Raw genomic sequence first — 21670 nt, forward strand, 5'->3', positions numbered from 1 at the left:
AGAGTGCTAATGAAAATTACCATTCATCAAGGACATCAGCACCAGTTAGAACCTTCCGATATCAACATTGTGATCGATGTAATTCGTGCATTCACCGTTGCACATTACGCTTTTCGGGGAGGCGTAAAAGAAATTTTACTTGTAAAGGAAGTAAGTCAGGCTGTCAGGTTAAAGGAACAATACCCGAACTGCCTATTGGCAGGCGAGGTTGGCGGCCTGCCGATTAAAGGATTTGATCTCGATAACTCCCCCAGGAATGTATCAACACACAACATGTTTGGCAAAACAATCGTGCAAAAAACGACAAACGGTGTAAAAGCAACACTGAATGCATTAGAAGCAAATGACGTTTTTGTTACAGGGTTTAGCAACGCAAGGTCAACAGCGGAATATGTGAAAAAATTAGCAGCTCAAATTGATGATGCGGTCATCAATATTATTGCTTCGCATCCGGACGGGGATGACGATTTAGCTTGTGCGCAATATATGAAATCAATCATCGAAGGGGTATATTCAATGAAAGCCGAGGAAGTGGTCAAAAGAATTGTAAACTGCCGGGCGGCCGAAAAGTTTTTTGATGAATCACAACCCGAGTTTGACCATGACGATATTTATTTTTGTATAAAAGAATTGCCGGAAGAATTTGTAATGAGGGTTGACGTTGGACGAGGAATACCAAGAATTTTGATGGTGACACTATGAGTTATGCGGGATTAAGTCTGCCTGTTAGGCAAAACAAACCTAGAAACAGTGGTCTGACGATTTTGATAGATAACGGTGCACCAATGAGCTTTTTGGAGGATACGATAACAGATGCCGGGCAATTTATAGATTTTGTGAAGTTTGGCTGGGGCACATCAATCGTGAGTAATAATATATCCAAAAAAATTGCCTGTTTACGGGAAAATAATGTTGAGTTTTTTTTCGGTGGAACTTTGTTTGAGAAGTTTTTAAGCCAGAAAAAACTGGACGATTACTATCTTTACTTAAAAAAGTTTGGTTGTAACTATGTTGAAATCTCCAATGGGACAATCGAGATAGCCAACAGAGACAAAGCAAAATTTATCAACGAATTTTCGTCGGAATTTTACGTTTTCAGCGAGGTTGGAAGTAAAGACAGTGATGTGTCAGGATCCATTGATTCTGTTGATTGGATTGAATTTATACTGGAAGACCTTGAAGCAGGCGCAAAAAAAGTGATAACGGAAGCGCGTGAAAGCGGAACAAGCGGCCTTTGTCTGGGAGACGGGGAAATGCGGTTTGATATTATTGATGACATATATAGATCCGGAATCGATATAAATCAAATCATTTTTGAAGCTCCAACCAAGAAAATGCAAACTGCTTTTATCAAGCTGGCCGGGCCAAGTGTAAATTTGGCCAACATACCATTAGTTGATGCTATACCGTTGGAAACGCTGCGACTTGGACTACGTTCCGATACATTTTATTTATTCGACAGGGAGGAGAATAAGTGAGAGCTTCCAACAAAGTATTCCATCTCGCCATTCCTTGCAAAGACCTGGATGAGACAGTAGCATTTTATGAAAAGCTTGGCTGTGAACTGGCAAGAAGATACCACGACAGGGCAACTTTCAACTTTTTCGGTGATCAGCTCGTCTGCCATTTAAGCCCCGAAAGTATTGATTTACAGCCTAAAATGTATCCGCGCCATTTTGGGATTACATTTATGGAAAGACAAGAATTTGAGCACACGCTCAATTATGCGTATGAAAGAAATTTGCCATTTTTTCATGAGCCTGCGATTCGTTTTGCCGGAAAGCAGGAAGAGCATGAAACATTCTTTTTAATCGACCCGGCTAATAATTTACTTGAATTTAAATACTATTATAATATAAATATGGTCTATTAAACTTACCTGAGAGCGGATGTTTGCTGCTCTCTTTTTATTTTTGATCGCATTAGCAGCTATTTCCTATCACAAATTCTTCCATTAATCAAAATATTTAAATTTTTTTGTTAAAAACATAAAATCATACTAAAGACCTAGCGAAATTTGTCGATATTAGTAATATAATGTTGAATATAGGCAAAAAGAATCATGTTCAATTTTTATAATTTTTACTATTTATCCCGATTAAATAGTCATATCCATGTCTTTTCTGTTAAATTCATTCTTTCGATTGGTTGATATTGCCATCGCACAAATGGAGATGATCAATCAAAATACATCTGAAACCGGAAGTGTCATTCAGATGTTAAACGAAAAGTCGCTGGAAATTGAGAAAATAGTTTCTCTCATAAAGAGCATAGCAGAACAAACAAACTTGTTGGCTCTTAATGCCGCGATTGAATCTGCCCGGGCCGGTGAGCACGGAAAAGGCTTTGCTGTCGTCGCAGCAGAGGTCCGTAAATTAGCGGAACAGTCCGGTGAATCAACTGGGCAAATTAATAACCTAATAAAAGACATTCAGCAAAGCGTCAACCAGGCAGTCGAATCAACGATAAAAGGTGAGACTGCCGTAAAAACAGGAATTGAATTAGTTAATAATGCTGGTCATTCCTTTGAGGAAATTACGACAGCAGTTGTTCAGGTAGTAGACCGGCTAAAAGACGTAACAACCTCTTGGATCAGATTAACGAAGGAACCTTTTCTTTAGTTGACACGATGGTTGGAGTCAATGAAACAACCGTCAAAACAAGCGAATACGCTCAGGAGATTGCAGCAGCAACTGAAGAGCAAACCGCCTCAATGGAAGAAGTCAGTGCTGCCACGGTCACATTGGCCCAAACCGCACAAGAATTGCAAAGCATTGCCAGACAGTTTAAGTTCTAATTTGGATAGTAGTTTGGAACGACTAATAAGCAGCAGAATTCATAAAGAGTTCTCTGCTTTTTTACTTTTATAGAAAATGATGCCTTCTCGATATTTAATAACTATTGTAAGATGAAATGAGAGAAGCTGGGAGGGCGCGTATGAAAATTTTATATATAGAAGATGATCTAGAAATTGGAAAATGGGTCAAGGAAGAGCTGGAATCAAAAGAATATGAAGTGTACTGGCTCACATCCGGACTGCAAATTCCTGAAAAATATAATGATTATGATTTAAAAATACTGGACACTGGTCTTAAGAAGAGAAGGATGCATCCATAATGGTATGCCTCATCGTGCAGCAAAGCAATTATAAATATATACCTCCGGCCTTCATGGTAAAATAGTAGAAGCTGTTTACAGAAACCAGAAGGAGTTTCCCTCGATGAATCAAACATTTAACAACAAGGAAAAAATGACACAAATATTGATCTTATTAATTCCGATCCTCATCACCCAGCTTGGGATGTTTTCAATGGTGTTTTTTAATACGGTGATGTCAGGTAAATATAATCCGGCAGATCTGGCAGGAGTGGCGATCGGTTCATCGATCTGGAATCCCATCTTTACCGGGTTAAGCGGTATTTTGCTTGCCGTTTCCCCGATTGCGGCCCAGCGCTTTGGTGAGAAGAAGAACAGTGAAATCACGTCTGTTGTGGCTCACGGTATTTATTTGGCTGTTTTGATTGCGCTGTTGGTTATCATAGTTGGTATTTTTGCACTCAATTCGCTTTTAAAAAACATGGACCTCAATCCAAGTGTAGCGCAAACTGCTCATGATTATTTGGTTGCGTTAAGTTTTGGAATGATTCCCTTATTTATCTTTAATGTGTTAAGGGCTTTTATTTATTCACTCGGGAAAACCAGGATCGTTATGATCATCACCATCGCTTCATTGCCTATTAATTTCTTCTTGAATTATGTATTGATTTTCGGCAAGTTCGGTTTTCCGGAGCTTGGAGGGGCGGGAGCGGGATATTCAACCGCGATCACCTATTGGATGTTATCAGGTGTAACGGCATGGATTATTGCCCGGCAGGAGCCATTTTCCGCTTATAATGTCTTCTCAAGTATGAATCATTTTTCATTGGCGGAATGTAAGGGAATTTTAAAAATCGGTGTGCCAATGGGGCTGTCGACTTTTTTTGAGACTAGCATGTTTGCCGTTGTCACGATTTTGTTGAGCCGATTTGATATTACCACAATTGCATCATACCAATCTGCGCTGAACATCGTATCCTTCCTTTATATGATCCCGATCAGTATATCGATCGCTTTGACCGTGTTAGTAGGGTTTGAAGTAGGGGCACGGCGCTATCAAGATGCAAAAATCTATAGCTGGATGGGAATTGCGTTATCCGTGTTGATCGCACTTTGCACAGGATTAATGGTCATTATTTTCCGCTACGAGGTTGCCGGCGTTTATTCCAACGAAGCAGCTGTTATTGCGTTAACAGCCCATTTCTTGATCTATGCTTTATTCTTCCAAATTTCCGATGCGATCCAGGCAACCGCGCAGGCTGCTTTACGAGGATATAAAGATGTAAATATCGCCTTTATCATGACACTTATTGCTTATTGGCTTATCTGTCTTCCTGTTGGTTTTATTTTAGCCCACCATACCAAATTAGGGGCGACCGGATACTGGATCGGCTTGACGATAGGATTATTGGCTGCGGGCATTTGTTTATCGATGAGGCTCATATATATTCAAAAACGGAAATTTAGCAGTGGCACACATGGGGCCTGACCCCAAAATGCAAGCAGCTCTTTTTTATAGGAAATAGAAAAAGCTGTCTATTTCCATGACAGCCTGCGCAATTCAAGTAATTGATTTTTTTATGTTAGATGGTTGACCTGTAACTGGCCGCCATAGAAATGTCTTTTCTTTAAGTAAACGTAAAGAGCAACAAACAAAACCGCGCTTAATGCCCTCATAACACTAGAGAGTCCCATTGCTATTTCCATCGTCGTTGTTTCAAGCATATACACACCGAATTGCGGAGCGATGAATCCAACAATAGCGAGTAAAATATTGTAGTTGGATATACAGCTGCTGCGATTTGTATCTTCCGTTACTTCAAGAAGCTGATTAAACAGCAGCAACACTGTCCCCGACACAAACAATCCGGAAAAAGTATTGATGACAATTAAGTAAATCAGATTTGTCGATAAAATTGTCAATATCGGAGCAGATGCCATTCCTAATGAAACAAACACGAGCATTTTCGCATTGCTGTGCTTATCAGCCATTCTGCCCCACCATTTGAAGCTGACAACTTGGCTGACTTGATTGGCCACAGCAATTAAACTAATCCATAAAGCTGTCGCTCCTGCATGTTTAATATTATAAATATTAAACAATGACCAGGACATCTGCCAGGCAAAATTAAAAAACAGTCCACAAACCAGAAAGTACAGGAAGGGTTTATGTTTAAAAACATTCACACCCAGCTTAAATGACTTGCTGTTCGTTTCCTTCTCAACACGGGGCTCAACATGCCTGTTTAAATAATAAATTTCAAGCAAGCCGACAAAAAAGGCAAACAAAAACAAGATCTGATAAGGAACAGGATTGCTTTTATCAAATTGTTGCAAGAGTAAACCCATTAAAAAAGTGGCGCCCATCCCAACAATTGTAATGATTTTATTCCGCTCGCTAAAAAAATCATTTCTTCTCTTCTCTGTAATGATATCGCCAATAAAGGCCTGCCAACTTAAATTTGCAAATGATCCCGGAAGATTCATCATGCCAACCAAAAGAACGAACAGCCAGCTTCTGTATTCAGATGGAATATAAATGACAAAAAACATCGCCACTAAAAACAGACGGGTAAATAAAAACGAGTATGCGGTAAATTTCTTTTTTTGTCCAAGCCGGCCTAAGATAACAGACCCGATCAGCATCGCAAACATACCAATAAATTGAGGCAGCGAACTTATTAATCCTACCTGATAATTGGTGGCACCTAAAACACTTATTGCGAACAACGGAAAATAGTTGTTACTTATGTTTAAAACAATCGATGTGCCAATTCCATTTTGAATACTCAACTTTTCGTTACTATCGTTCACACTTTTAATAAGTGCCATTGTTGATTTCATCTTCTTTCATTTATAAAAATAAACCTGGGCTGACTGACATGAAATTCCTTAGTTATCATAATCCTCTGATTATGTTTTGGCAATAGGGAATTTTGTTATTTTTTAACGAAATTATGACTGTGATCCAAGAAAAAATAACATGTGAAAAAAGCTGCGAAAGACGAGATGCAGGAGAGTTTTGCTATAATAGATTCTTGATGGATCAAACCATTATATCTCTTTGGCTAACCCGAATCTTTTCAAAAGTAATATCGATTTTAAATTTCAAAAGGAGGCAGGACAAACATGCGTTTACAAGGAAAGAAAATAGTAAGCCTTGTGCATCACGATTTTGAAGATCTTGAGCTATGGTATCCAATTCTTAGGCTGCAAGAAGAAGGGGCAGTTGTCCATCTGGCAGGAGAAAAGGCAAAAGAAAAGTATATCGGAAAATATGGAGTGCCAGCCATATCTGACTACTCTTACGGTGATATCAAAGCTGAAGATTACGATGCAATCCTTGTACCGGGTGGCTGGGCTCCAGATAAGATCCGGCGTTTTCCCGAAGTGATCTCACTGATTCAACATATGGACGAAAGTAAAAAGCCGATCGGGCAAATCTGCCACGCCGGCTGGGTGTTGGTTTCAGCGAAAATTTTGCAGGGTAAAAATGTAACCAGTACGCCCGGGATAAAAGACGACATGGAAAATGCAGGTGCAACATGGTTTGATGAGCCGGTTGTCGTCGACGGGCACCTCGTATCAAGCCGCCGTCCGCCGGATCTGCCTGACTATCTGCGCGAGTTTATAAAAGTACTGGAATAAAAGTAAACACAATTAGGAGCAGTCTGATAATCTAAAATTCCCCAAACAAAAAGCCGTTTTAACGGCTTTTTGTTAATACCTAAAGTCTATATGTACACAACTAATTTGGTTTTCTCTTGTTTATTTCCTCGGTTACAACATATGCTAATTCATCATTGCCAAACAGTGATAAAATATTAAGCAGCGTTTCGTCAGCAACTTCTCCAGCCTCATCCTTCGGCACAGTTAAATCTATTGCTTCCTTCAAGGCAACATTAGCGAACTGGTTTGGATAGGCCCTTAAATATAACTCTTCAGGGTTTAGATCATGATTAACGCACCACTGGGCAAATACGAGAATCATCATTTTCTCCTCACCTTGATAGTTTTCAATTATTTTCTTTTGCAGCTCTTTATGATCCATTTGAAATCTCCTTAAAGGTTCTATAGACAATTATAATAAAAGATGAATGATTTTTCACTGATGGAAAAAAAGTTGGCACATAGTTTTGCCCAATACAAAATCAACAATCTGTTTTGATTTTAAGTAGAGATAGCATTATTTTGTTTCTTTTAGGGAAGATAATGATTGAATGATTTTCATAAAGTAATTCATTAACTGAAAACGAACAGTTATTTAAATAAGATAGTATTATCGTTTCCTATGGCATACTTTGTTTAGACAACTTCATTCGTTTTTCGGTTTAGCTTATTACGTTATGAAATTTACTCGATTGTTAAGCTAATTCAAATGAGAGGGGAATATTCCATGGAAAAAATTGAAGTGGGCGAAGTGTTTACGATCAGTGATGAAAATGACGAGGAGCAGGAGGTTGAAGTGCTTGGATCGATGCATATTGAAGGCTCTGAGTATGTGGCAGTTAGCTTTGTCGAAGACCTCCAGCAGGACGACGAAGGCGACATTGATGTTTTCTTTTTAAAGGTTGATGACGATGGTGATTTCTCAGCTATCGAAACCGATGCGGAGTTCGAGAAAGTTTCTGCTGCATTTGCAGAAATTATGGAAGAGGAAGATTGAATGTACATAAAGTGAGCGATCAAGAATCAACAAGCAGGGGGGATGTTAGTATCCACCCCTGTTTTTTATTTCTTCCTTCCCGACGAAAGTAAGAATTAGCAGAAGTAAAACATAAAATGCCTGGTTTATTCATAGAATGGACAAGGTGTAAAAAAGGCATCAGACGATTGGAGACGGGTGAAATAATGGTGTTGTCGAAGGGAAACAATCGATCATTAGGCTCAATATTCTTTCGGCAAGTGCTTACCTATGGTTATTTAACATTCGGTGGGGTTATTCAGGGAATAGGGATGGCGTTATTCTTATTTCCTAATTCGATTCCTTCCGGCGGCGCAGCAGGACTTGCTGTTCTTTTAAATTTTTTTCTGGACCTTTCATTGGGGCTGGCCCTTTGGTTTTCGAATTTGATTGCTCTTTCATTAGCCGTTAAATATTTCGGCTACGAATGGACATTTCGGACCATGTATTCGGTATCAATTACTTCATTTACCGTGAATTGGGTAACTGCTTTTTGGTATATGCCTGAATTAAATATAGGATTAGACATCGTTTTAGGTGCAGTATTGTATGGGATCGGCGTTGGTATTTTAATCAGGTACGGTTCATCGAGCGGAGGGATGGTCGTCATCGCACTAATCATTGCCATGCAAAAAAATTGGTCTCCAGGGAAAGCAATGTTTTGGGTTAACATATCGATATTTTTCTTAACTGCTTTAGTGATTGATTTAAAAATCGTATTATTTGCGATTACTTGTCAATTCCTATCGACCAAAATCATTGATTTGGTGGATAAATACAAAATAGAATTCACCGTTTTTCAAGAGATGGGATGGAGAAGAAAATAGCTGATAGCAATGAAAAGACCTAAATCGGGTTGTACAACAGAACACTGAACATATTTAAAAATAGTGTATATAAAAAGTGTATTGATAAAAATGGGGGGAGCGAATATGTTCATTCACACGGTTGAAGCTGGTGAGTCTTTGTTTGCAATAAGTGAGCCAGGCCCTGTCGCACCGATCAACGAAGTAAGGAGAACGATACAATTTGCAATAGGCCGCGTACCAAGCAGAAAAATTATACTCGGAGTTCCTTTATACGGATATAATTGGGTGCTGCCGTATAGGCAGAAGATATAACCAAATTTAATTGTTATTTCCGCAAATTCGAGCAGAGTTACAAAACATGATAAATCTCGATCGATTATTTTTTCTCCATAAATGGGTTAATACTAAGATTATACATTGACATGGAGGAAAAACGATTAATGCGCAGAAAATGGGTTATTGTCACAGTTATTTTAATAGCTATTGTCCTTATTTCTATTGTTTCTTTCAGGTTTATCCATTTTGAATATGCTTATATGCCTGCAAGGAATAAGGTACTTTCGACTGAAAACAGAAATAGTGAAGGTTCCTATGATATATGGGGAACTATGGTTTCTAAAGAAGAAGCGGTTGAATTAAAAAAACAACATAAAGCAAGCAGTCTTTCCGCTGAAAACGGTGCAGTGGAAATCAACGACTCCTTATTACAACTAGGCAGAGAAACTTTTTACAAGGAAACCTTTGGTAATGAAGTTTTTCTTACAGATATTATGGGTGTCGTAGATGGCCCTTTAACGATAGCGAATATGTCTAAAGCTATTATAGCTCTGAAAGGACAAGGCACGACAAATTTGCGGGTTACGCTTGCAGAATCTGCTGTTATCGGAGATAAAAGTTTTAATAAAGGTGAATTGATCGATACCGGCATTGATGTTGCGAAGGGGAGTAATACTCCATTGGGGATGCCGGTTTCTTTATCTGATGGCAGAATCCGGGTAGGAATCAGTTGTGCTGCCTGTCATGCAACAGTTGATCCCACTAACAAACAGGTAATGGAAGGTGTCACAAATCCAGATTTAAACACAGGGCTCATTATGGCACTTGCTCCTAATACAGCTTCATATTTTACTCATTCTGAAGTTACTTCTCTTAAAAAGTTCTTAAATGAAAATTCAGCTTCGGTCACTAATAGTAGTGGCGAACAAGAATTACTGCCGGATCCTTATCTGTTAGAAAACTCGGTAGACCGCACACTATTAAAATGGCCGCGCGGTAATTTTGATTCATCCATTGATATGAAAAGCAATCCGACTCAAATCCCTGATGCTTTTACTTTAGGAGATCACCCATTCAGTTGGAGCGGAGCCGCAATGGCTGGCCCGTTTAAAGGGTTAAGCGCGTTCAGCAATAATGTTCATGCGCAAAATTCAGATAGTCTTGCGCAGGCGCCATCAAGCCAAGTTCTTTTTGGTATAGACCCGGAGGTTTATCTCGGAACCATTCTTCAAAATTCCGCTGCCGAAAAATATCGGTATGATCCGAAAAAAGGGCAAAAACCATCGAGCTTTTTCGCAGATATCGATCCAACCCCGGGCGTTCCCGGCTTAAACCAAATGGTTAAACCGCCTTCTTTTCCAAAAATTACACTGGTCGCGCCAGATGGCCTGCATGTCAGTGCGCCGGATCACAAAGTAAATGAGCAAAATAATAGTGTGGCGGCATGGCAGAATACACTTGAACCGCCACAGAGAAAGAAGAAAATAAACAAGGAGATGGCGAACCAGGGAAGGAGTGTGTTTGTAAACGCAGGCTGCATTTCCTGCCATGCAGGGAACTATTTCACAAACAATCAGGTCATATCGTCACAAGTGCTTGGTACCGAGCCGACAAGAGCTGCCGCATTTAGGAAAACAGAGACGTTGTTCGGCGAGAGTGGGCTGTATGCTCCTAATACACCCGTACCCGTTCCCGAAAATGCAAAAGTATTGAAGGTGCCAACAAAGCAGTTTGATCCGGAGCAAATCAAACTTGCCTGGGCTAAAGATGGATCTCCCGGAGGTTATAAAGTTCCAAGCCTGATCGGGTTGTATTGGGGCGCGCCTTATTTGCACGATGGCGGTGTAGCAGTGGGACAATCGCTAAAAGACGCTGGTGTCGCTAACACGATTTTAAAAGGGAAACCTGCAGATCCGCAAAATAGCTTGCTGGCATTGATTGATCGAGATTTGCGGCAAGAGGTTATCAAAAACAATCAATCATCGCAACACTTACAAGATGTTAGAGTTACTGGTAAAGGGCATGAATTTTGGGTTGACTCCGACAATGGCTTTTCTGAGACCGAACAAAAGGCGCTGGTCGAATACTTAATGTCTTTGAAAATGCCTTAAATAACATACTCTAAGCAAAAACCCGGCAAAATGTGCCGGGTTTTAACATGATTTATAACGTTCCCATCAAGATGCTTGCCACTATTACAGATGCAACGGTTACAGTTGTAAATCCGCCAATAAGGAGCGGTAAAAGGATTTGGTTGAAAATATATTGTTGTTCCTCATTTATTTATTATTATCTTCAGATAATTTCTTTTTTTAGAAATCTATAAATTAGTCTATAAAAAATCATAAAAAAGGACAAGTAGAAAATCTTTATTAAAAGCAAGAAATGTAAAAATACAACAATTGGAAAGTCATACCTATATATTAGAATAATTTAGATTAAAGCTGCTAAAGCCAGGAGAGAGCATATAAAACTCAATATAAGTTCAACAATGACATAAAAAAACGACCCACTGGGTCTTATATTTTAACTGCAGCAAAATCTTCTACAACCTGCTTTACTTCTTCCATTACTTTCTTGGCAATGTCAATCTCGTTCAGTTCGATTACTATAACGCTAAGTCTGCCAACATACTCTGGCTGTATTGCCCTGTCCATTTCGTTCACCTTTTGTTTAATCCTCGACAATAATTGGTCTTTTACTGACGAAGAACACACTGCAATTGTAGGCAGATATACACTGTACGGAGTTATATCCGTGTCCACGTTTGTGATTAAATTTACCCAAAATTGTCCCATCGGAGTCTCAAGCTCGTTAAAGTAGGTTTTTCCATTTTGATGGGTTTCTTCATAGCAGTCCCAAGCCAAAATTTCCACCTCCTTAAGTAAACCCTTTTCTTTTATACTATCATTTTTTGATTATTTTGAGTACTTATTCTAGTTGTTTAAGCGGATCAACTTTTTCCAAGTATCAAACTTTATATGAGTTAGCTAAAGATGTTAATAAAGACAAGCCTCCTGCGATAGCTCCTGGGTTTTCAGGGATTACATTAGCTTATAATGCGAAATATCTTGAAGAAGTGGATGAAATTTTGAAGAAGGCAGAATTAGCTGGCGCGGAAATAAAAAAAGAGACGACAAGAACAGATTGGGGCGGCTATGGCGGATATTTCACTGACCTTGATGCTACTATTGGGAAGTTGCATACGGAGATGACTGGGAATTTGATGAATCTAATATGTTAGTTATTGAAGAACAGTAATCAGTTCACATGAAATACTTGACCCGCTTTGCTATATGCAGAGCGGGTCTTTACTGATATGACAAGAGAGTGACATTGCTTTTTTCTTTTATAAAAAAACCAGAGTAAAGCTTGGGTGAACTTTATGAACAAAATTGATTTTAAGTTTTTTATGCTTTTTATTTAATTAATATTTAAAATAGTTTTAACTTTTGTAAAATTAAGAAAGCGATTACAAAGGGGGAATTTAAATGTTTACAATAAAAAAAGTTTCAGGAATGATGCTCGCTTTCGCGTTGGTTGGTGCTTTGGGGGCATGCAGCAGCGATGAACCGTCGGCCAAGGTTCAAAGAAGTGAGGAGAAGACAGGCTATCCGAATAAGGCGATTACGGTGGTTGCCCCATCAGGAGCGGGAGGAGGCTGGGATTTAACGGCCCGTTCGTTTGTAAAAGTTTTAAGCGAAACAAAACTGGTTGAACAGCCTATGACAGTAGAAAACAAACCGGGTGGCGGGGGTGCTGTCTTTATGGCGGAATATGCGACCCAGCAAGTACAAAATAACGATATGCTATTTGTAAACTCACCGCCCATCATCATCAATAATCTAAAAAAAGAAGGAAACAGTCCATATGGCTACAAGAACACGACACCATTGGCGCAGCTTACGAAGGATTATGGAGCGATTGTTGTCAAAGCAGATTCGTCATTCAGTAATTTGGAATCTGTGCTGGCGGAAGTGAAAAAAGATCCTCAGAAACTTACATTTGCTGGTGGATCTGCACCAGGATCGATGGACCACCTTGTATCCATTCTTCCAGCGTATGAATACGGAATTGATCCAACGAAGATTAAATATGTTTCTTATGATGGCGGCGGCGAAGCAATCACTGCCTTGCTTGGCGGCAATGCGGATGTGATTGGCACGGATGCTTCAAGTGTCAAAGAGTTTTTAAAGGCGGGAGATGTCAAGGTGTTGGCCGTCACTTCACCGGAACGGCTGGCAGGAGACTTTAAAGATATCCCAACAGCAAAAGAGCAGGGAATTAACGCGGAGTTTACAATCTGGCGCGGAGTATTCGGACCGGAAAAAATGTCTGAGGAAGCAAAAGCATATTGGGAAAAGACTATTGAGAAATTAGTAGACTCAAATGAATGGAAGACGGAAGTCGAAACACAGGGATGGGAGTTAGACTATAAGAACAGTGCAGACTTCAAGAAGTTTTTGGATGACCAGGAAAAACAAGTACAGCAACTGTTAGAAGCTCTTGGTATGGAAAAATAATCATTTAAGGGGAACGTCCTCCCCTTAAATGTCAACTGCGGTTCACCTCACGCTATCATTAAAAAGTAGGAAGAGGAATTTGCAACGAGCAGGGGGATAAACTTATGGAGTTGAAATTTGATCGTGTTGCAGCCATTTTGTTTCTGGCTGTCGGAGTGCTTTTTATGATTGGAAGCAGGGGGATTGCGAGTTCGGCATATGGAAGTGTAGTAGGGCCTGATATTTTTCCGTTCTTTTTAGGACTATTGCTAGTTTTATTAAGTATCCGCTTGTTTTTTGAAGCAAAAGGTACCGCTTCACATGCGGAAAAACAGGAAAAAAGGGAATACAAGCCTTTTCTCATCATTCTTACAGCAACATTGTTGTATATTTTAACGTTGGAAACAATCGGGTATGTGATCACGACTTTTCTTTTTCTGTTTGTGTGCTGTCAGACAATGGAACGTACAAAGGTGATTTCATCCCTTATTATATCGGCCTGTTTTTCTGGGTTGGTCTATTACTTGTACGTTGAAGTGCTGAAAGGGACGCTTCCGGGGTGGCCTGTCTGGTTTTAGTATTGGAAGGGGGGATTGCTGATGGGAACAATCGATTACTTAATTCAAGGTTTTGATACAGCATTCATTTGGTATAATTTGATTTTTGCGTTCGTCGGTGTGTTAATTGGGACTGCAGTTGGCGTTCTCCCGGGGATTGGCCCAATGAGTGGAGTTGCCTTGCTCATTCCCGTTACAGCTTCGATAACGGGAGGCCTGCCGCCGGAACAGGCTGCCACAAGTGCCATTATTTTGCTTGCCGGAGTCTATTATGGGGCCATGTATGGAGGTTCGACAACTTCTATTTTGCTAAACACACCAGGTGAGTCCTCTTCGGTCGTGACGACATTGGATGGATACCAAATGGCGAAACAGGGAAGGGCAGGCAGCGCGTTATCAATCGCGGCTATTGGTTCATTCGTTGCGGGAATTTTTACGCTGGTGGCCTTAATTGGCCTGGCCAAGCCATTATCGAACGTAGCGCTGAAATTCGGCCCGGCAGAATATTTTTCCCTTATGCTCCTGGGACTTGCCGCTGTCAGTGGATTAGCAGGGAAATCAGTCACAAAGGCGCTGATTATGACAGTTTCAGGATTGCTGCTTGGGACGATTGGCATTGATAATGTTTCAGGAATGGCACGTTTCACCTTTGAAGTACCATGGCTGTACCAGGGCATAGAATTTCTGACGATAGCAGTAGGGTTGTTTGCGCTCGGAGAAGTCTTCAAGACAATCCTTGAAAAAGATGAGGACAACGGTGAGGTTGCGAAAATTAATAATTTGCTTCCCTCTAAAGAAGAACTGAAGGAGTCGGCAGCACCCATTGCGCGCGGCTCTCTTTTAGGATTTTTTATAGGGATACTGCCAGGTGCAGGTGCAACCCTGGCTTCTTTCTTCTCATATATCATGGAAAAAAAACTTTCAAAGAATCCAGCGAAATTTGGAAAAGGAGCGATTGCTGGTGTCGCAGCACCTGAATCAGCAAATAATGCAGCGTCCGGTGGAGCGATGATCCCATTGCTCACTTTAGGAATTCCAGGTTCAGGTACGACAGCAATCTTGATGGGAGCCCTGATGATGTACAATGTTCAGCCAGGTCCATTATTGTTCGAAGACCATCCGCAGGTCGCCTGGGGCCTGATAGCGAGCATGTTCATAGGAAACGTCATGCTGTTGATTCTGAACCTTCCGCTCGTCAAAGTGTTTGCAAAAATTATCCAGACACCAAAGCAATTTTTAATTCCGATTATCATTGCCATTTCCATCTTTGGCGTCTATGCCGTCCAGGTGTCGACCAATGATTTGCTGCTATTGCTGGCGTGCGGTGTTCTGGGGTATTTTTTCAGCAAAAATGATTGCCCGATTGCTCCGCTTGTTCTTGGTCTTGTTTTAGGGCCCATGATAGAGAACAACCTTCGCAGAGCGTTGACCATTTCAAATGGGGACTACGGAATTTTCTTTGACCGGCCGATTTCCCTTGCATTTCTTTTGGTAACCGCCCTCTGGCTTGTAGTACCAATGATTTTAAAAATGAGAGGCAAACAGGTCATCGTCAATGAAGAAGCTTAAGATTATTTATATTAAACTGCCGCAAAAAACTCCTTTTTTCAAGGGGTTTTTTTCTATATGATTAAAAGAGAGGTGATTGGATGCGTTTACATACCAAACTAATGCTTGGAATCAGCATTGTGATTATCTTCCTGGGTGTGGTATATGAATATACTTTTAAAAACATCATGGAATCCAACCTTGAACATGATATAGGCACGAAAGCATTAGCAATTGCTGAAACGATTGCCAGTATGACGGAAATTGAACGGGCTTTTCAGTCAGAAAATCCCGCCTTTATCATCCAGCCGATCGCCGAAACAATACGGAAACAGGTCGGAGCAGAATTTATCGTTGTCGGTAATAGGGAGGAAATTCGCTATTCCCATCCAAACCCTGAGAGGATTGGACAAAAAATGGTGGGAGGAGATAATGGCCGTGTATTTAAAGGGAAATCGGTCATTTCAGAATCAACGGGCACTCTTGGACCGTCATTAAGGGGCAAAGCTCCGATCATGAGCGGGGATCAAGTGATCGGGGTCGTGTCTGTCGGGTATTTACAAACAGATATCGAAAAGGAAGTTTCAGCAATACAGCGTAAAATTTTTATCACTACAATGATCATTTTAGTAGGGGGGTTGCTCTCTGCTTTATTAATCTCTCTAAATATCAAAAGGGCGATTTTCGGACTCGAACCGAATGAAATTGCCTGGATGTATCAGGAAAAGCATGCAATACTGGAATCGATTCATGAAGGGATTATAGCCATCGATACTGCAGGCCGGATTACCGTTGTGAATGAGACAGCACACAGAATTATGAATATTCCAATTACCACCATTCTCCGTGGCAAAAGAATAGAAGACATCATTGAACATACTCATCTTCTTGATGTAGTCAGCTCAGGAAAAGCTGAATATGACCGTGAATTCATGATTGCCGGAGAGGTTTTTCTTGCAAACCGTGTCCCAATCTTAGATAAACACGGTGAAGTGATTGGCGCAGTAGCAAGCATGAGAAATAAATCTGAGCTCTCATCTCTTTTACAGGAGCTATCCCATGTAAAGGCCTACGCCGAAGGGTTGCGTGCACAAACCCATGAGTATTCAAACAGGATGTACACCCTGCTTGGTTTGATTCAGCTAGGTTCCTATAAAGAAGCGATTGATTTTATCTCAAAAGAAGTAGATGTAGCCCAAGGATTCATTCGTTTCCTTATGAAAGAAATACCTGATCCTATACTGGCAGGGTTTATTTTAGGGAAGATCAGTTTGGCGAGCGAGCTAAAAATCAATTTTTCCGTAGACCGGGAGAGCAGTTTTACAGATGTTCCCGTCGACATAAGCAGGGACCAATTGGTCACAATTATTGGTAACCTGATTAATAACGCCTTTGAAGCTGTACGCGAGAATAGACTCGAAGACAAGAAAGTTTCTTTATTCCTGACGGACCTTGGCAAGGAGTTGATCATCGAGGTTGAAGATAATGGCGGGGGAATAGCCATCGAAAACAACGGAAAAATCTTTCAGGAAGGGTTTACGACGAAAAACATACATGGCAACGCCGGGATTGGACTAAGCCTTGTGAACAACACGATAGAAAGATTAGGTGGATCGATCAGCTTTTCTTCCAAGCTGGGAGAGGGAACGATCTTTACTGTTGCTATACCGAAAAAAGGAGGTAAACTAAATGAAGGACAGCCGGAATATTGAAGTTTTGATCGTCGAGGATGACCTGAGGATCGCAGAAATCCAGAAGCGGTTTATTGAACAGATTGATGGGTTCCAAACGATAGGGATTGCGGCCAGTTACATGGAAGCAAAGAGCTTTATTGATATTATAAAACCGGATCTTCTTCTGCTGGATGTCTACTTTCCAGACATGAACGGGATCGATCTATTAAAAGAGACGAAGCAGCAAACAAAACAAATAGATGTCATCATGATCACCGCTACAAAAGAAATACATAAGGTTCAGGAGGCTGTTAGTATAGGAATCTTTGATTACATCATCAAGCCTGTCGTTTTCGAAAGGTTTAGGCAATCCCTAAACCGATATAAGGAATATCACACCAAACTTCATGAGCTAAGCAAAGAAAGTTTACTAGTCACACAGGAACAAGTGGACAAGCTTCTAAGGAAAGACATCGATGGTAGCGGAAGCGACAAATCGTTTTTGCCAAAAGGAATCGATCCGCTCACTTTGGATAAAGTATTAGAAGTCCTTGGCAAAGTCAATTCCGGTTTAACAGCCGAAACTGTCGCGAAAGAAATTGGGGTAAGCCGGACCACAGCGAGAAGATACCTTGAACATCTCATGTCTGAAGAAAAGGTCCAAGCCGATCTAGCTTATGGAACGGTTGGACGACCAGAGAGGGTTTATGTGGTAAAGGATTAAGATAGTAATAGCATCTTGGAATGCCGATGACTATCAATTCTAAGTCAATGTTCGTTTTTCAATTAAAGAATTGCTTTATGAAATTCATTCTATTAATAGAAAATTATAAATTATCATCAAAACATGTTATTTTATGCAGAGTTGTATAGCTTATAGGTTATAATTAAAAAAAAGACTAGGGGAATAAAGAAAAAGATGAATTCGATTGCTAGTGTTGGAAACTACTTAATAGTTAATGCAGAAGAAATAGCTGTTGAAATTGTTGAATATGTACTTGAAAAAATACATGCAGATATTCCTGACTGGGAATTAGCGAACTAAACATTGATTACTTAATTGTCGATTTTTCCGGAATTTTGAAAATTGACGCAGAAATTGCAGAATACCTATATCAAATCGAAAACGTTCTCCGTTTGCTTGGGATACACACAATTGTGACAGGTCTACGGCCGAAATTAGCACAAACAGTCGTAATTGCAGGTATTGACATGTCATCTATTCAGACATTTGCTACGGTTAAGCAAGCACTGGAAAGTATAAAGCTGTAAATATAATTTATAGCGGGGGTTGCTGCGGCAACTCTTTTTTTCATTGAACACGAAAAAAACGAATAAATGTTATGTACGGCATTGTTCTTTAAATACTTATAAGCTACTGTAAAACAAAATATTAGCCCTTGGTGAATGAAAGGGTAATAATAGAAGATGTATTTATCGAGGAAACAGGTGAATTACATGGCACAGCATGATTTTACGACTGGAAGCATCTATAAGCAGCTGATTGTTTTTTCAACACCGATTATGCTGACAAATATACTGCAGGTTTCATATCAATTTATCGACAGTCTATGGGTCGGAAATCTCCTCGGGGCTAACGCACTTGGAGCCATCTCCGTATCCGCGACGGTTATTTTCACTGTCTTGTCTTTTATTATCGGGATTAACAACGCTTCATTGACGATCCTCTCCCAACAAAAAGGGAAAGACAGCGAAGAAGGTTTAAAAAATTATCTAAATGCGTTTGTTGTTTTGCAGACAATATTGTCATTAATGCTGGGTGCAATTGGGTTTGTATTTTCCAAAGAGATCTTGTTGCTGCTCGATACACCGGAACCAATGGTGGCTGAAGCGACATCCTATTTGCAAATCAATTTTCTTGGGATTTTATTTTTGTTCGGGTATAACTTTATTGGCACTGTGCTGCGGTCGCTCGGGGACAGCAAAACTCCGCTCTATTTCGTTGTTGTTGCTGTCGTCTTAAATGCAGTCCTTGATCCAGTTTTTATTAAAGTTTTCGGATTAGGAATTGACGGCGCTGCATACGCGACAATTCTATCCCAGGGAATTGCCTTCCTATACGGATTGGCTTATATTTTGCGTCTATGCCTGGCACCTTTTACGCTTCCCAAAATTCCCCGAAGAGAAGAAGTTGGCATCATTCTAAAGCTTGGAATTCCTGCCGGGCTGCAAATGGTGGTTATCTCAGCAGGAGTGATGGCGATCATGAGCGTAGTTAATTCACTGGGTGCTGATGTTGTCGCCGGGTTTGGAGCGGCGCAGCGGCTCGACAGTATCATCATGATTCCGGCGATGGCACTCGGTACAGCCGTCAACAGCATGGCCGGGCAGAATATCGGGGCTAATCGCTGGGATCGACTCCATAAAATCGCCCTATATGGGACGCTGTATAATCTAGCAGTTATGTTTCTTATTTCTGCCGTCACGTTCCTGTTAGCACGTGTAAGCATCAGGCTGTTCATTCAGGAAGCAGCGGCCCTGGAGTTTGGGACCACATATTTGAAATTGGTTGCGTTTTTCTACCCGTTTCTTGGAATCAATTTTATCCTGAACGGTGTTGTCCGAGGCGCAGGAGCCATGTTCCAGGTGCTGATCTTAAACGTCATTTCCTTCTGGGTGCTTCGCTACCCTTTAACCTATTGGTTTGCCGGGATGTTCGGGGACAAAGGGATCGCATTGGGTATGGGTATAAGCTTTGTCATCAGCAGCATTATTGCGTATCTGTATTATAGATTTGGAAGATGGCGCAGGCAGGTAATTTTTAAAAAGAGTGAATAAAGGCTGGTAGGGCAGATACAGCACGGTTCATAAAGACTTAATCCTGCTTTTCAAAATGATCGTCATTGGGTATCTTAAAGGTATATATCTGCGAAGCGCTAAATCGAAGGGAAACAAAAACCCAAACCTTCTTCAGGTAGAGAACAATAAACAAGCAAGGATGATAAACATGGCAAGAATATTAGCCGTAATTGATATAGGCTCTAACACAATTAGACTGACTATTTACAATCATAAAGCGGAAAGTATTTTGAAGGAAATTGAGAATATTAAGGTTTCAGCCCGCCTGCAAAACTATCTGAATAGTGAGCAAATATTAACCTCCGAAGGTCTTAATATTTTGTTGGACACTTTAAGTGTTTTTAAAGAAGTAGTCGCTTTACATAGGGTCACATCAATAAAAGTGGTTGCCACCGCCGCGATAAGAAGAGCGCAAAATCAGTCCGAAATAAAACAATTGATACATAAAAAAATGGGGTTTTCTGTCGAAGTGTTGCCAGGAGAATCCGAAGCGTATTATGGTTTTCTCGGTGTCATTCACGCTACTTATCTGAAGGATGGAATAACGATTGACATTGGCGGCGGCAGCACGGAAATTACCCTGTTCTCAAACCGAAAAATGGTCCACACCCATAGTTTTCCTTTTGGCGTAATCAGTTTAAAACAACAATTTATAAAAGATAAGATTCCTACATCCGAAGAATTATCCCAACTGTCTTCATTTTTACAAACTACATTTCAGCAAATTGATTGGCTAAAAAATTGCCGGCTGCCGGTTATTGGTATTGGCGGAAGCGCCAGAAATATAGCGAAAATCGACCAGGCAATCAAGAACTACCCGATTGATTCCATCCATCAATATGAGATTAACCAACAAGATATATTGACGGTGCAAGAAAAATTATCTTTGTTAACCTATGAAGAAATCCAACGTGTCGAAGGGCTTTCGAAAGAACGGTCAGACATTATCATTCCTGCAATTGAAGTATTTCTGGCACTTTATCAGATTGTAAATGCACCATTTTTTCAAATTAGCCGAACAGGAATCAGGGACGGAGTTTTATATCAGCAGCTCATCAATGAAGGGAGCATAGACTCAAGTCAACAGCCGCTTCAGAGAAGCCTTTATCAAATGGCAACTGAGTATGATTTGGATGTGGAGAAAAGAACTCAAGCCGCTAAAACCGCTGAGAAAATCTTTAACGCTATCCGTAACGAGGAAATGGTTGAATTGAATGAGGATAATTTAAAAGATCTAAGAAATGCCAGCTCTATTTATAAATTGGGCGAGTTTTTTGAAAGAGATTCAGCCACTGCGCATACATTTTATCTGTTGTCGATCCGTAATATTGACGGACTTTCCCATCGTGACAGGATAAAACTGGCTTTATTGGCTTCTTATCATTCAAAAAAGTCTTTTAAGGAGAATATTAATCCTTTTCGGGATTGGTTTACTAATGAAGACAAACAGAAAATAAAGATCCTTGGAGCAATACTAAAGTTTTCATTCATTTTAAGCAGTACAAAAAGAGACATTATACAGGATGTACGTTTTATACACGGAAAAGATAATATTAATATGGAGCTGTTGTGCGATCAGAGCTGGAAAGTGGAGCAACAGGCAGCAGGAAAACAGGTCAAGCATTTGGAACAAGCCCTGGGGAAAAGCATCAGCTTGCATTTTAAATGGCAAACTTAACTTTAAGTGAAAGAAATTTGAAAATAT

24 protein-coding genes and 1 pseudogene are annotated in these 21670 nt (G+C 40.3%); 22 read left to right on the plus strand and 3 right to left on the minus strand.

Going from position 1 to position 21670, the window contains the following annotated elements; all coding sequences use genetic code 11:
* Positions 1-9: 9 nt before the first annotated feature.
* The 7 genes from CVD23_RS08175 (at position 10) to CVD23_RS08200 (ending at position 4585) form a co-directional block, all read left to right on the plus strand.
* Positions 10-702, plus strand: a complete 693-nt coding sequence (locus CVD23_RS08175) for a 2-phosphosulfolactate phosphatase (protein WP_101577499.1) — start codon at positions 10-12, stop codon at positions 700-702.
* Positions 699-1478 carry a phosphosulfolactate synthase gene (locus tag CVD23_RS08180; RefSeq protein WP_101577500.1) on the plus strand — a complete coding sequence of 260 codons (780 nt, stop codon included), beginning with the start codon at positions 699-701 and terminating at the stop codon, positions 1476-1478. The genes CVD23_RS08175 and CVD23_RS08180 overlap by 4 nt, the downstream gene beginning before the upstream one ends.
* Positions 1475-1873, plus strand: coding sequence for a VOC family protein (locus CVD23_RS08185; RefSeq protein WP_101577501.1), 399 nt, complete (start codon positions 1475-1477; stop codon positions 1871-1873). The genes CVD23_RS08180 and CVD23_RS08185 overlap by 4 nt, the downstream gene beginning before the upstream one ends.
* A gap of 295 nt (positions 1874-2168) precedes the next feature.
* A complete protein-coding gene (locus CVD23_RS08190) occupies positions 2169-2621 on the plus strand; it encodes a methyl-accepting chemotaxis protein (RefSeq protein ID WP_374702624.1) in 453 nt (150 codons plus the stop codon).
* On the plus strand, positions 2588-2797 hold the full coding sequence (locus CVD23_RS21635) for a hypothetical protein (RefSeq protein WP_142382890.1): 210 nt from the start codon (positions 2588-2590) through the stop codon (positions 2795-2797). The genes CVD23_RS08190 and CVD23_RS21635 overlap by 34 nt, the downstream gene beginning before the upstream one ends.
* A gap of 140 nt (positions 2798-2937) precedes the next feature.
* Entirely contained in the window at positions 2938-3117 is a 180-nt protein-coding gene (locus CVD23_RS21905; protein ID WP_180955597.1) for a response regulator transcription factor, read from the plus strand.
* A 103-nt stretch (positions 3118-3220) separates the two neighbouring features.
* The gene (locus CVD23_RS08200; protein ID WP_101665712.1) at positions 3221-4585 is read left to right on the plus strand and encodes an MATE family efflux transporter; all 1365 of its coding nucleotides are present in this window, start codon (positions 3221-3223) and stop codon (positions 4583-4585) included.
* Between the two features lie 89 nt (positions 4586-4674).
* Here the strand turns inward: CVD23_RS08200 and CVD23_RS08205 are convergent, their stop codons facing one another.
* On the minus strand, positions 4675-5928 hold the full coding sequence (locus CVD23_RS08205) for an MFS transporter (protein WP_180955598.1): 1254 nt from the start codon (positions 5926-5928) through the stop codon (positions 4675-4677).
* Between the two features lie 297 nt (positions 5929-6225).
* Here CVD23_RS08205 and CVD23_RS08210 point away from each other — a divergent pair, with 297 nt between their 5' ends.
* On the plus strand, positions 6226-6744 hold the full coding sequence (locus CVD23_RS08210) for a type 1 glutamine amidotransferase domain-containing protein (protein WP_101577505.1): 519 nt from the start codon (positions 6226-6228) through the stop codon (positions 6742-6744).
* Positions 6745-6844: 100 nt separating this feature from the next.
* On the opposite strand, the gene CVD23_RS08215 is transcribed toward CVD23_RS08210, so the two are convergent.
* Positions 6845-7147 carry a hypothetical protein gene (locus tag CVD23_RS08215; RefSeq protein ID WP_101577506.1) on the minus strand — a complete coding sequence of 101 codons (303 nt, stop codon included), beginning with the start codon at positions 7145-7147 and terminating at the stop codon, positions 6845-6847.
* 345 nt (positions 7148-7492) lie between these two features.
* Between CVD23_RS08215 and CVD23_RS08220 the strand changes: the two genes are divergently transcribed.
* From CVD23_RS08220 to CVD23_RS08235, 4 genes and pseudogenes are all read left to right on the plus strand, one after another.
* Positions 7493-7762 (plus strand): DUF1292 domain-containing protein, encoded by a 270-nt coding sequence (locus CVD23_RS08220; protein WP_101577507.1) that lies wholly within the window; start codon positions 7493-7495, stop codon positions 7760-7762.
* Between the two features lie 185 nt (positions 7763-7947).
* A complete protein-coding gene (locus CVD23_RS08225; RefSeq protein WP_101577508.1) occupies positions 7948-8607 on the plus strand; it encodes a YitT family protein in 660 nt (219 codons plus the stop codon).
* A 150-nt stretch (positions 8608-8757) separates the two neighbouring features.
* Positions 8758-8889 (plus strand): annotated as a pseudogene (locus tag CVD23_RS08230) (sporulation protein); the annotation flags it as partial.
* 140 nt (positions 8890-9029) lie between these two features.
* Complete coding sequence (locus CVD23_RS08235; RefSeq protein ID WP_101665713.1) at positions 9030-10976, plus strand: electron transport protein; 1947 nt, start codon at positions 9030-9032, stop codon at positions 10974-10976.
* Positions 10977-11384: 408 nt separating this feature from the next.
* Here CVD23_RS08235 and CVD23_RS08240 read toward each other — a convergent pair whose 3' ends face one another.
* Entirely contained in the window at positions 11385-11732 is a 348-nt protein-coding gene (locus CVD23_RS08240) for a hypothetical protein (protein WP_101665714.1), read from the minus strand.
* A 56-nt stretch (positions 11733-11788) separates the two neighbouring features.
* On the opposite strand from CVD23_RS08240, the gene CVD23_RS08245 reads away from it, so the two are divergent.
* From CVD23_RS08245 to CVD23_RS08285, 10 genes are all read left to right on the plus strand, one after another.
* Positions 11789-12109, plus strand: coding sequence for a VOC family protein (locus CVD23_RS08245; RefSeq protein WP_257988172.1), 321 nt, complete (start codon positions 11789-11791; stop codon positions 12107-12109).
* A 247-nt stretch (positions 12110-12356) separates the two neighbouring features.
* Positions 12357-13388, plus strand: a complete 1032-nt coding sequence (locus CVD23_RS08250; RefSeq protein ID WP_101665715.1) for a Bug family tripartite tricarboxylate transporter substrate binding protein — start codon at positions 12357-12359, stop codon at positions 13386-13388.
* 104 nt (positions 13389-13492) lie between these two features.
* Entirely contained in the window at positions 13493-13945 is a 453-nt protein-coding gene (locus CVD23_RS08255) for a tripartite tricarboxylate transporter TctB family protein (protein ID WP_101665716.1), read from the plus strand.
* Between the two features lie 21 nt (positions 13946-13966).
* Positions 13967-15493 (plus strand): tripartite tricarboxylate transporter permease, encoded by a 1527-nt coding sequence (locus tag CVD23_RS08260; RefSeq protein ID WP_101665717.1) that lies wholly within the window; start codon positions 13967-13969, stop codon positions 15491-15493.
* 80 nt (positions 15494-15573) lie between these two features.
* Positions 15574-17184 (plus strand): ATP-binding protein, encoded by a 1611-nt coding sequence (locus CVD23_RS08265; RefSeq protein ID WP_101665718.1) that lies wholly within the window; start codon positions 15574-15576, stop codon positions 17182-17184.
* Positions 17162-17869, plus strand: a complete 708-nt coding sequence (locus CVD23_RS08270) for a response regulator (RefSeq protein ID WP_101665719.1) — start codon at positions 17162-17164, stop codon at positions 17867-17869. Before CVD23_RS08265 ends, CVD23_RS08270 begins: the two co-directional genes overlap by 23 nt.
* A 195-nt stretch (positions 17870-18064) precedes the next feature.
* A complete protein-coding gene (locus CVD23_RS22410; RefSeq protein WP_257985656.1) occupies positions 18065-18190 on the plus strand; it encodes a hypothetical protein in 126 nt (41 codons plus the stop codon).
* A 2-nt stretch (positions 18191-18192) separates the two neighbouring features.
* Complete coding sequence (locus CVD23_RS08275; protein WP_257988190.1) at positions 18193-18417, plus strand: STAS domain-containing protein; 225 nt, start codon at positions 18193-18195, stop codon at positions 18415-18417.
* A 186-nt stretch (positions 18418-18603) separates the two neighbouring features.
* A complete protein-coding gene (locus CVD23_RS08280; RefSeq protein ID WP_101665721.1) occupies positions 18604-19944 on the plus strand; it encodes an MATE family efflux transporter in 1341 nt (446 codons plus the stop codon).
* Between the two features lie 169 nt (positions 19945-20113).
* Entirely contained in the window at positions 20114-21643 is a 1530-nt protein-coding gene (locus CVD23_RS08285; protein WP_257988176.1) for a Ppx/GppA phosphatase family protein, read from the plus strand.
* Positions 21644-21670: the final 27 nt, after the last annotated feature.

This window comes from Bacillus sp. V33-4, assembly GCF_002860225.1.
GTDB classification, from domain to species: domain Bacteria; phylum Bacillota; class Bacilli; order Bacillales; family Cytobacillaceae; genus Bacillus_BJ; species Bacillus_BJ canaveralius.

Excerpts from the sequence above, each read along its gene's own strand:
- CVD23_RS08235 (WP_101665713.1), top strand. The coding sequence starts at position 9,030 with ATGCGCAGAAAATGGGTTATTGTCACAGTTATTTTAATAGCTATTGTC.
- CVD23_RS08220 (WP_101577507.1), top strand. The coding sequence starts at position 7,493 with ATGGAAAAAATTGAAGTGGGCGAAGTGTTTACGATCAGTGATGAAAAT.
- CVD23_RS21905 (WP_180955597.1), top strand. The coding sequence starts at position 2,938 with ATGAAAATTTTATATATAGAAGATGATCTAGAAATTGGAAAATGGGTC.
- CVD23_RS08210 (WP_101577505.1), top strand. The coding sequence starts at position 6,226 with ATGCGTTTACAAGGAAAGAAAATAGTAAGCCTTGTGCATCACGATTTT.
- CVD23_RS08280 (WP_101665721.1), top strand. The coding sequence starts at position 18,604 with ATGGCACAGCATGATTTTACGACTGGAAGCATCTATAAGCAGCTGATT.
- CVD23_RS08180 (WP_101577500.1), top strand. The coding sequence starts at position 699 with ATGAGTTATGCGGGATTAAGTCTGCCTGTTAGGCAAAACAAACCTAGA.
- CVD23_RS08190 (WP_374702624.1), top strand. The coding sequence starts at position 2,169 with ATGGAGATGATCAATCAAAATACATCTGAAACCGGAAGTGTCATTCAG.
- CVD23_RS08200 (WP_101665712.1), top strand. The coding sequence starts at position 3,221 with ATGAATCAAACATTTAACAACAAGGAAAAAATGACACAAATATTGATC.
- CVD23_RS08285 (WP_257988176.1), top strand. The coding sequence starts at position 20,114 with ATGGCAAGAATATTAGCCGTAATTGATATAGGCTCTAACACAATTAGA.
- CVD23_RS08255 (WP_101665716.1), top strand. The coding sequence starts at position 13,493 with ATGGAGTTGAAATTTGATCGTGTTGCAGCCATTTTGTTTCTGGCTGTC.
- CVD23_RS08265 (WP_101665718.1), top strand. The coding sequence starts at position 15,574 with ATGCGTTTACATACCAAACTAATGCTTGGAATCAGCATTGTGATTATC.
- CVD23_RS08270 (WP_101665719.1), top strand. The coding sequence starts at position 17,162 with ATGAAGGACAGCCGGAATATTGAAGTTTTGATCGTCGAGGATGACCTG.
- CVD23_RS08205 (WP_180955598.1), bottom strand. The coding sequence starts at position 5,928 with ATGGCACTTATTAAAAGTGTGAACGATAGTAACGAAAAGTTGAGTATT.
- CVD23_RS08260 (WP_101665717.1), top strand. The coding sequence starts at position 13,967 with ATGGGAACAATCGATTACTTAATTCAAGGTTTTGATACAGCATTCATT.
- CVD23_RS08175 (WP_101577499.1), top strand. The coding sequence starts at position 10 with ATGAAAATTACCATTCATCAAGGACATCAGCACCAGTTAGAACCTTCC.
- CVD23_RS08250 (WP_101665715.1), top strand. The coding sequence starts at position 12,357 with ATGTTTACAATAAAAAAAGTTTCAGGAATGATGCTCGCTTTCGCGTTG.
- CVD23_RS08215 (WP_101577506.1), bottom strand. The coding sequence starts at position 7,147 with ATGGATCATAAAGAGCTGCAAAAGAAAATAATTGAAAACTATCAAGGT.
- CVD23_RS22410 (WP_257985656.1), top strand. The coding sequence starts at position 18,065 with ATGAATTCGATTGCTAGTGTTGGAAACTACTTAATAGTTAATGCAGAA.
- CVD23_RS08225 (WP_101577508.1), top strand. The coding sequence starts at position 7,948 with ATGGTGTTGTCGAAGGGAAACAATCGATCATTAGGCTCAATATTCTTT.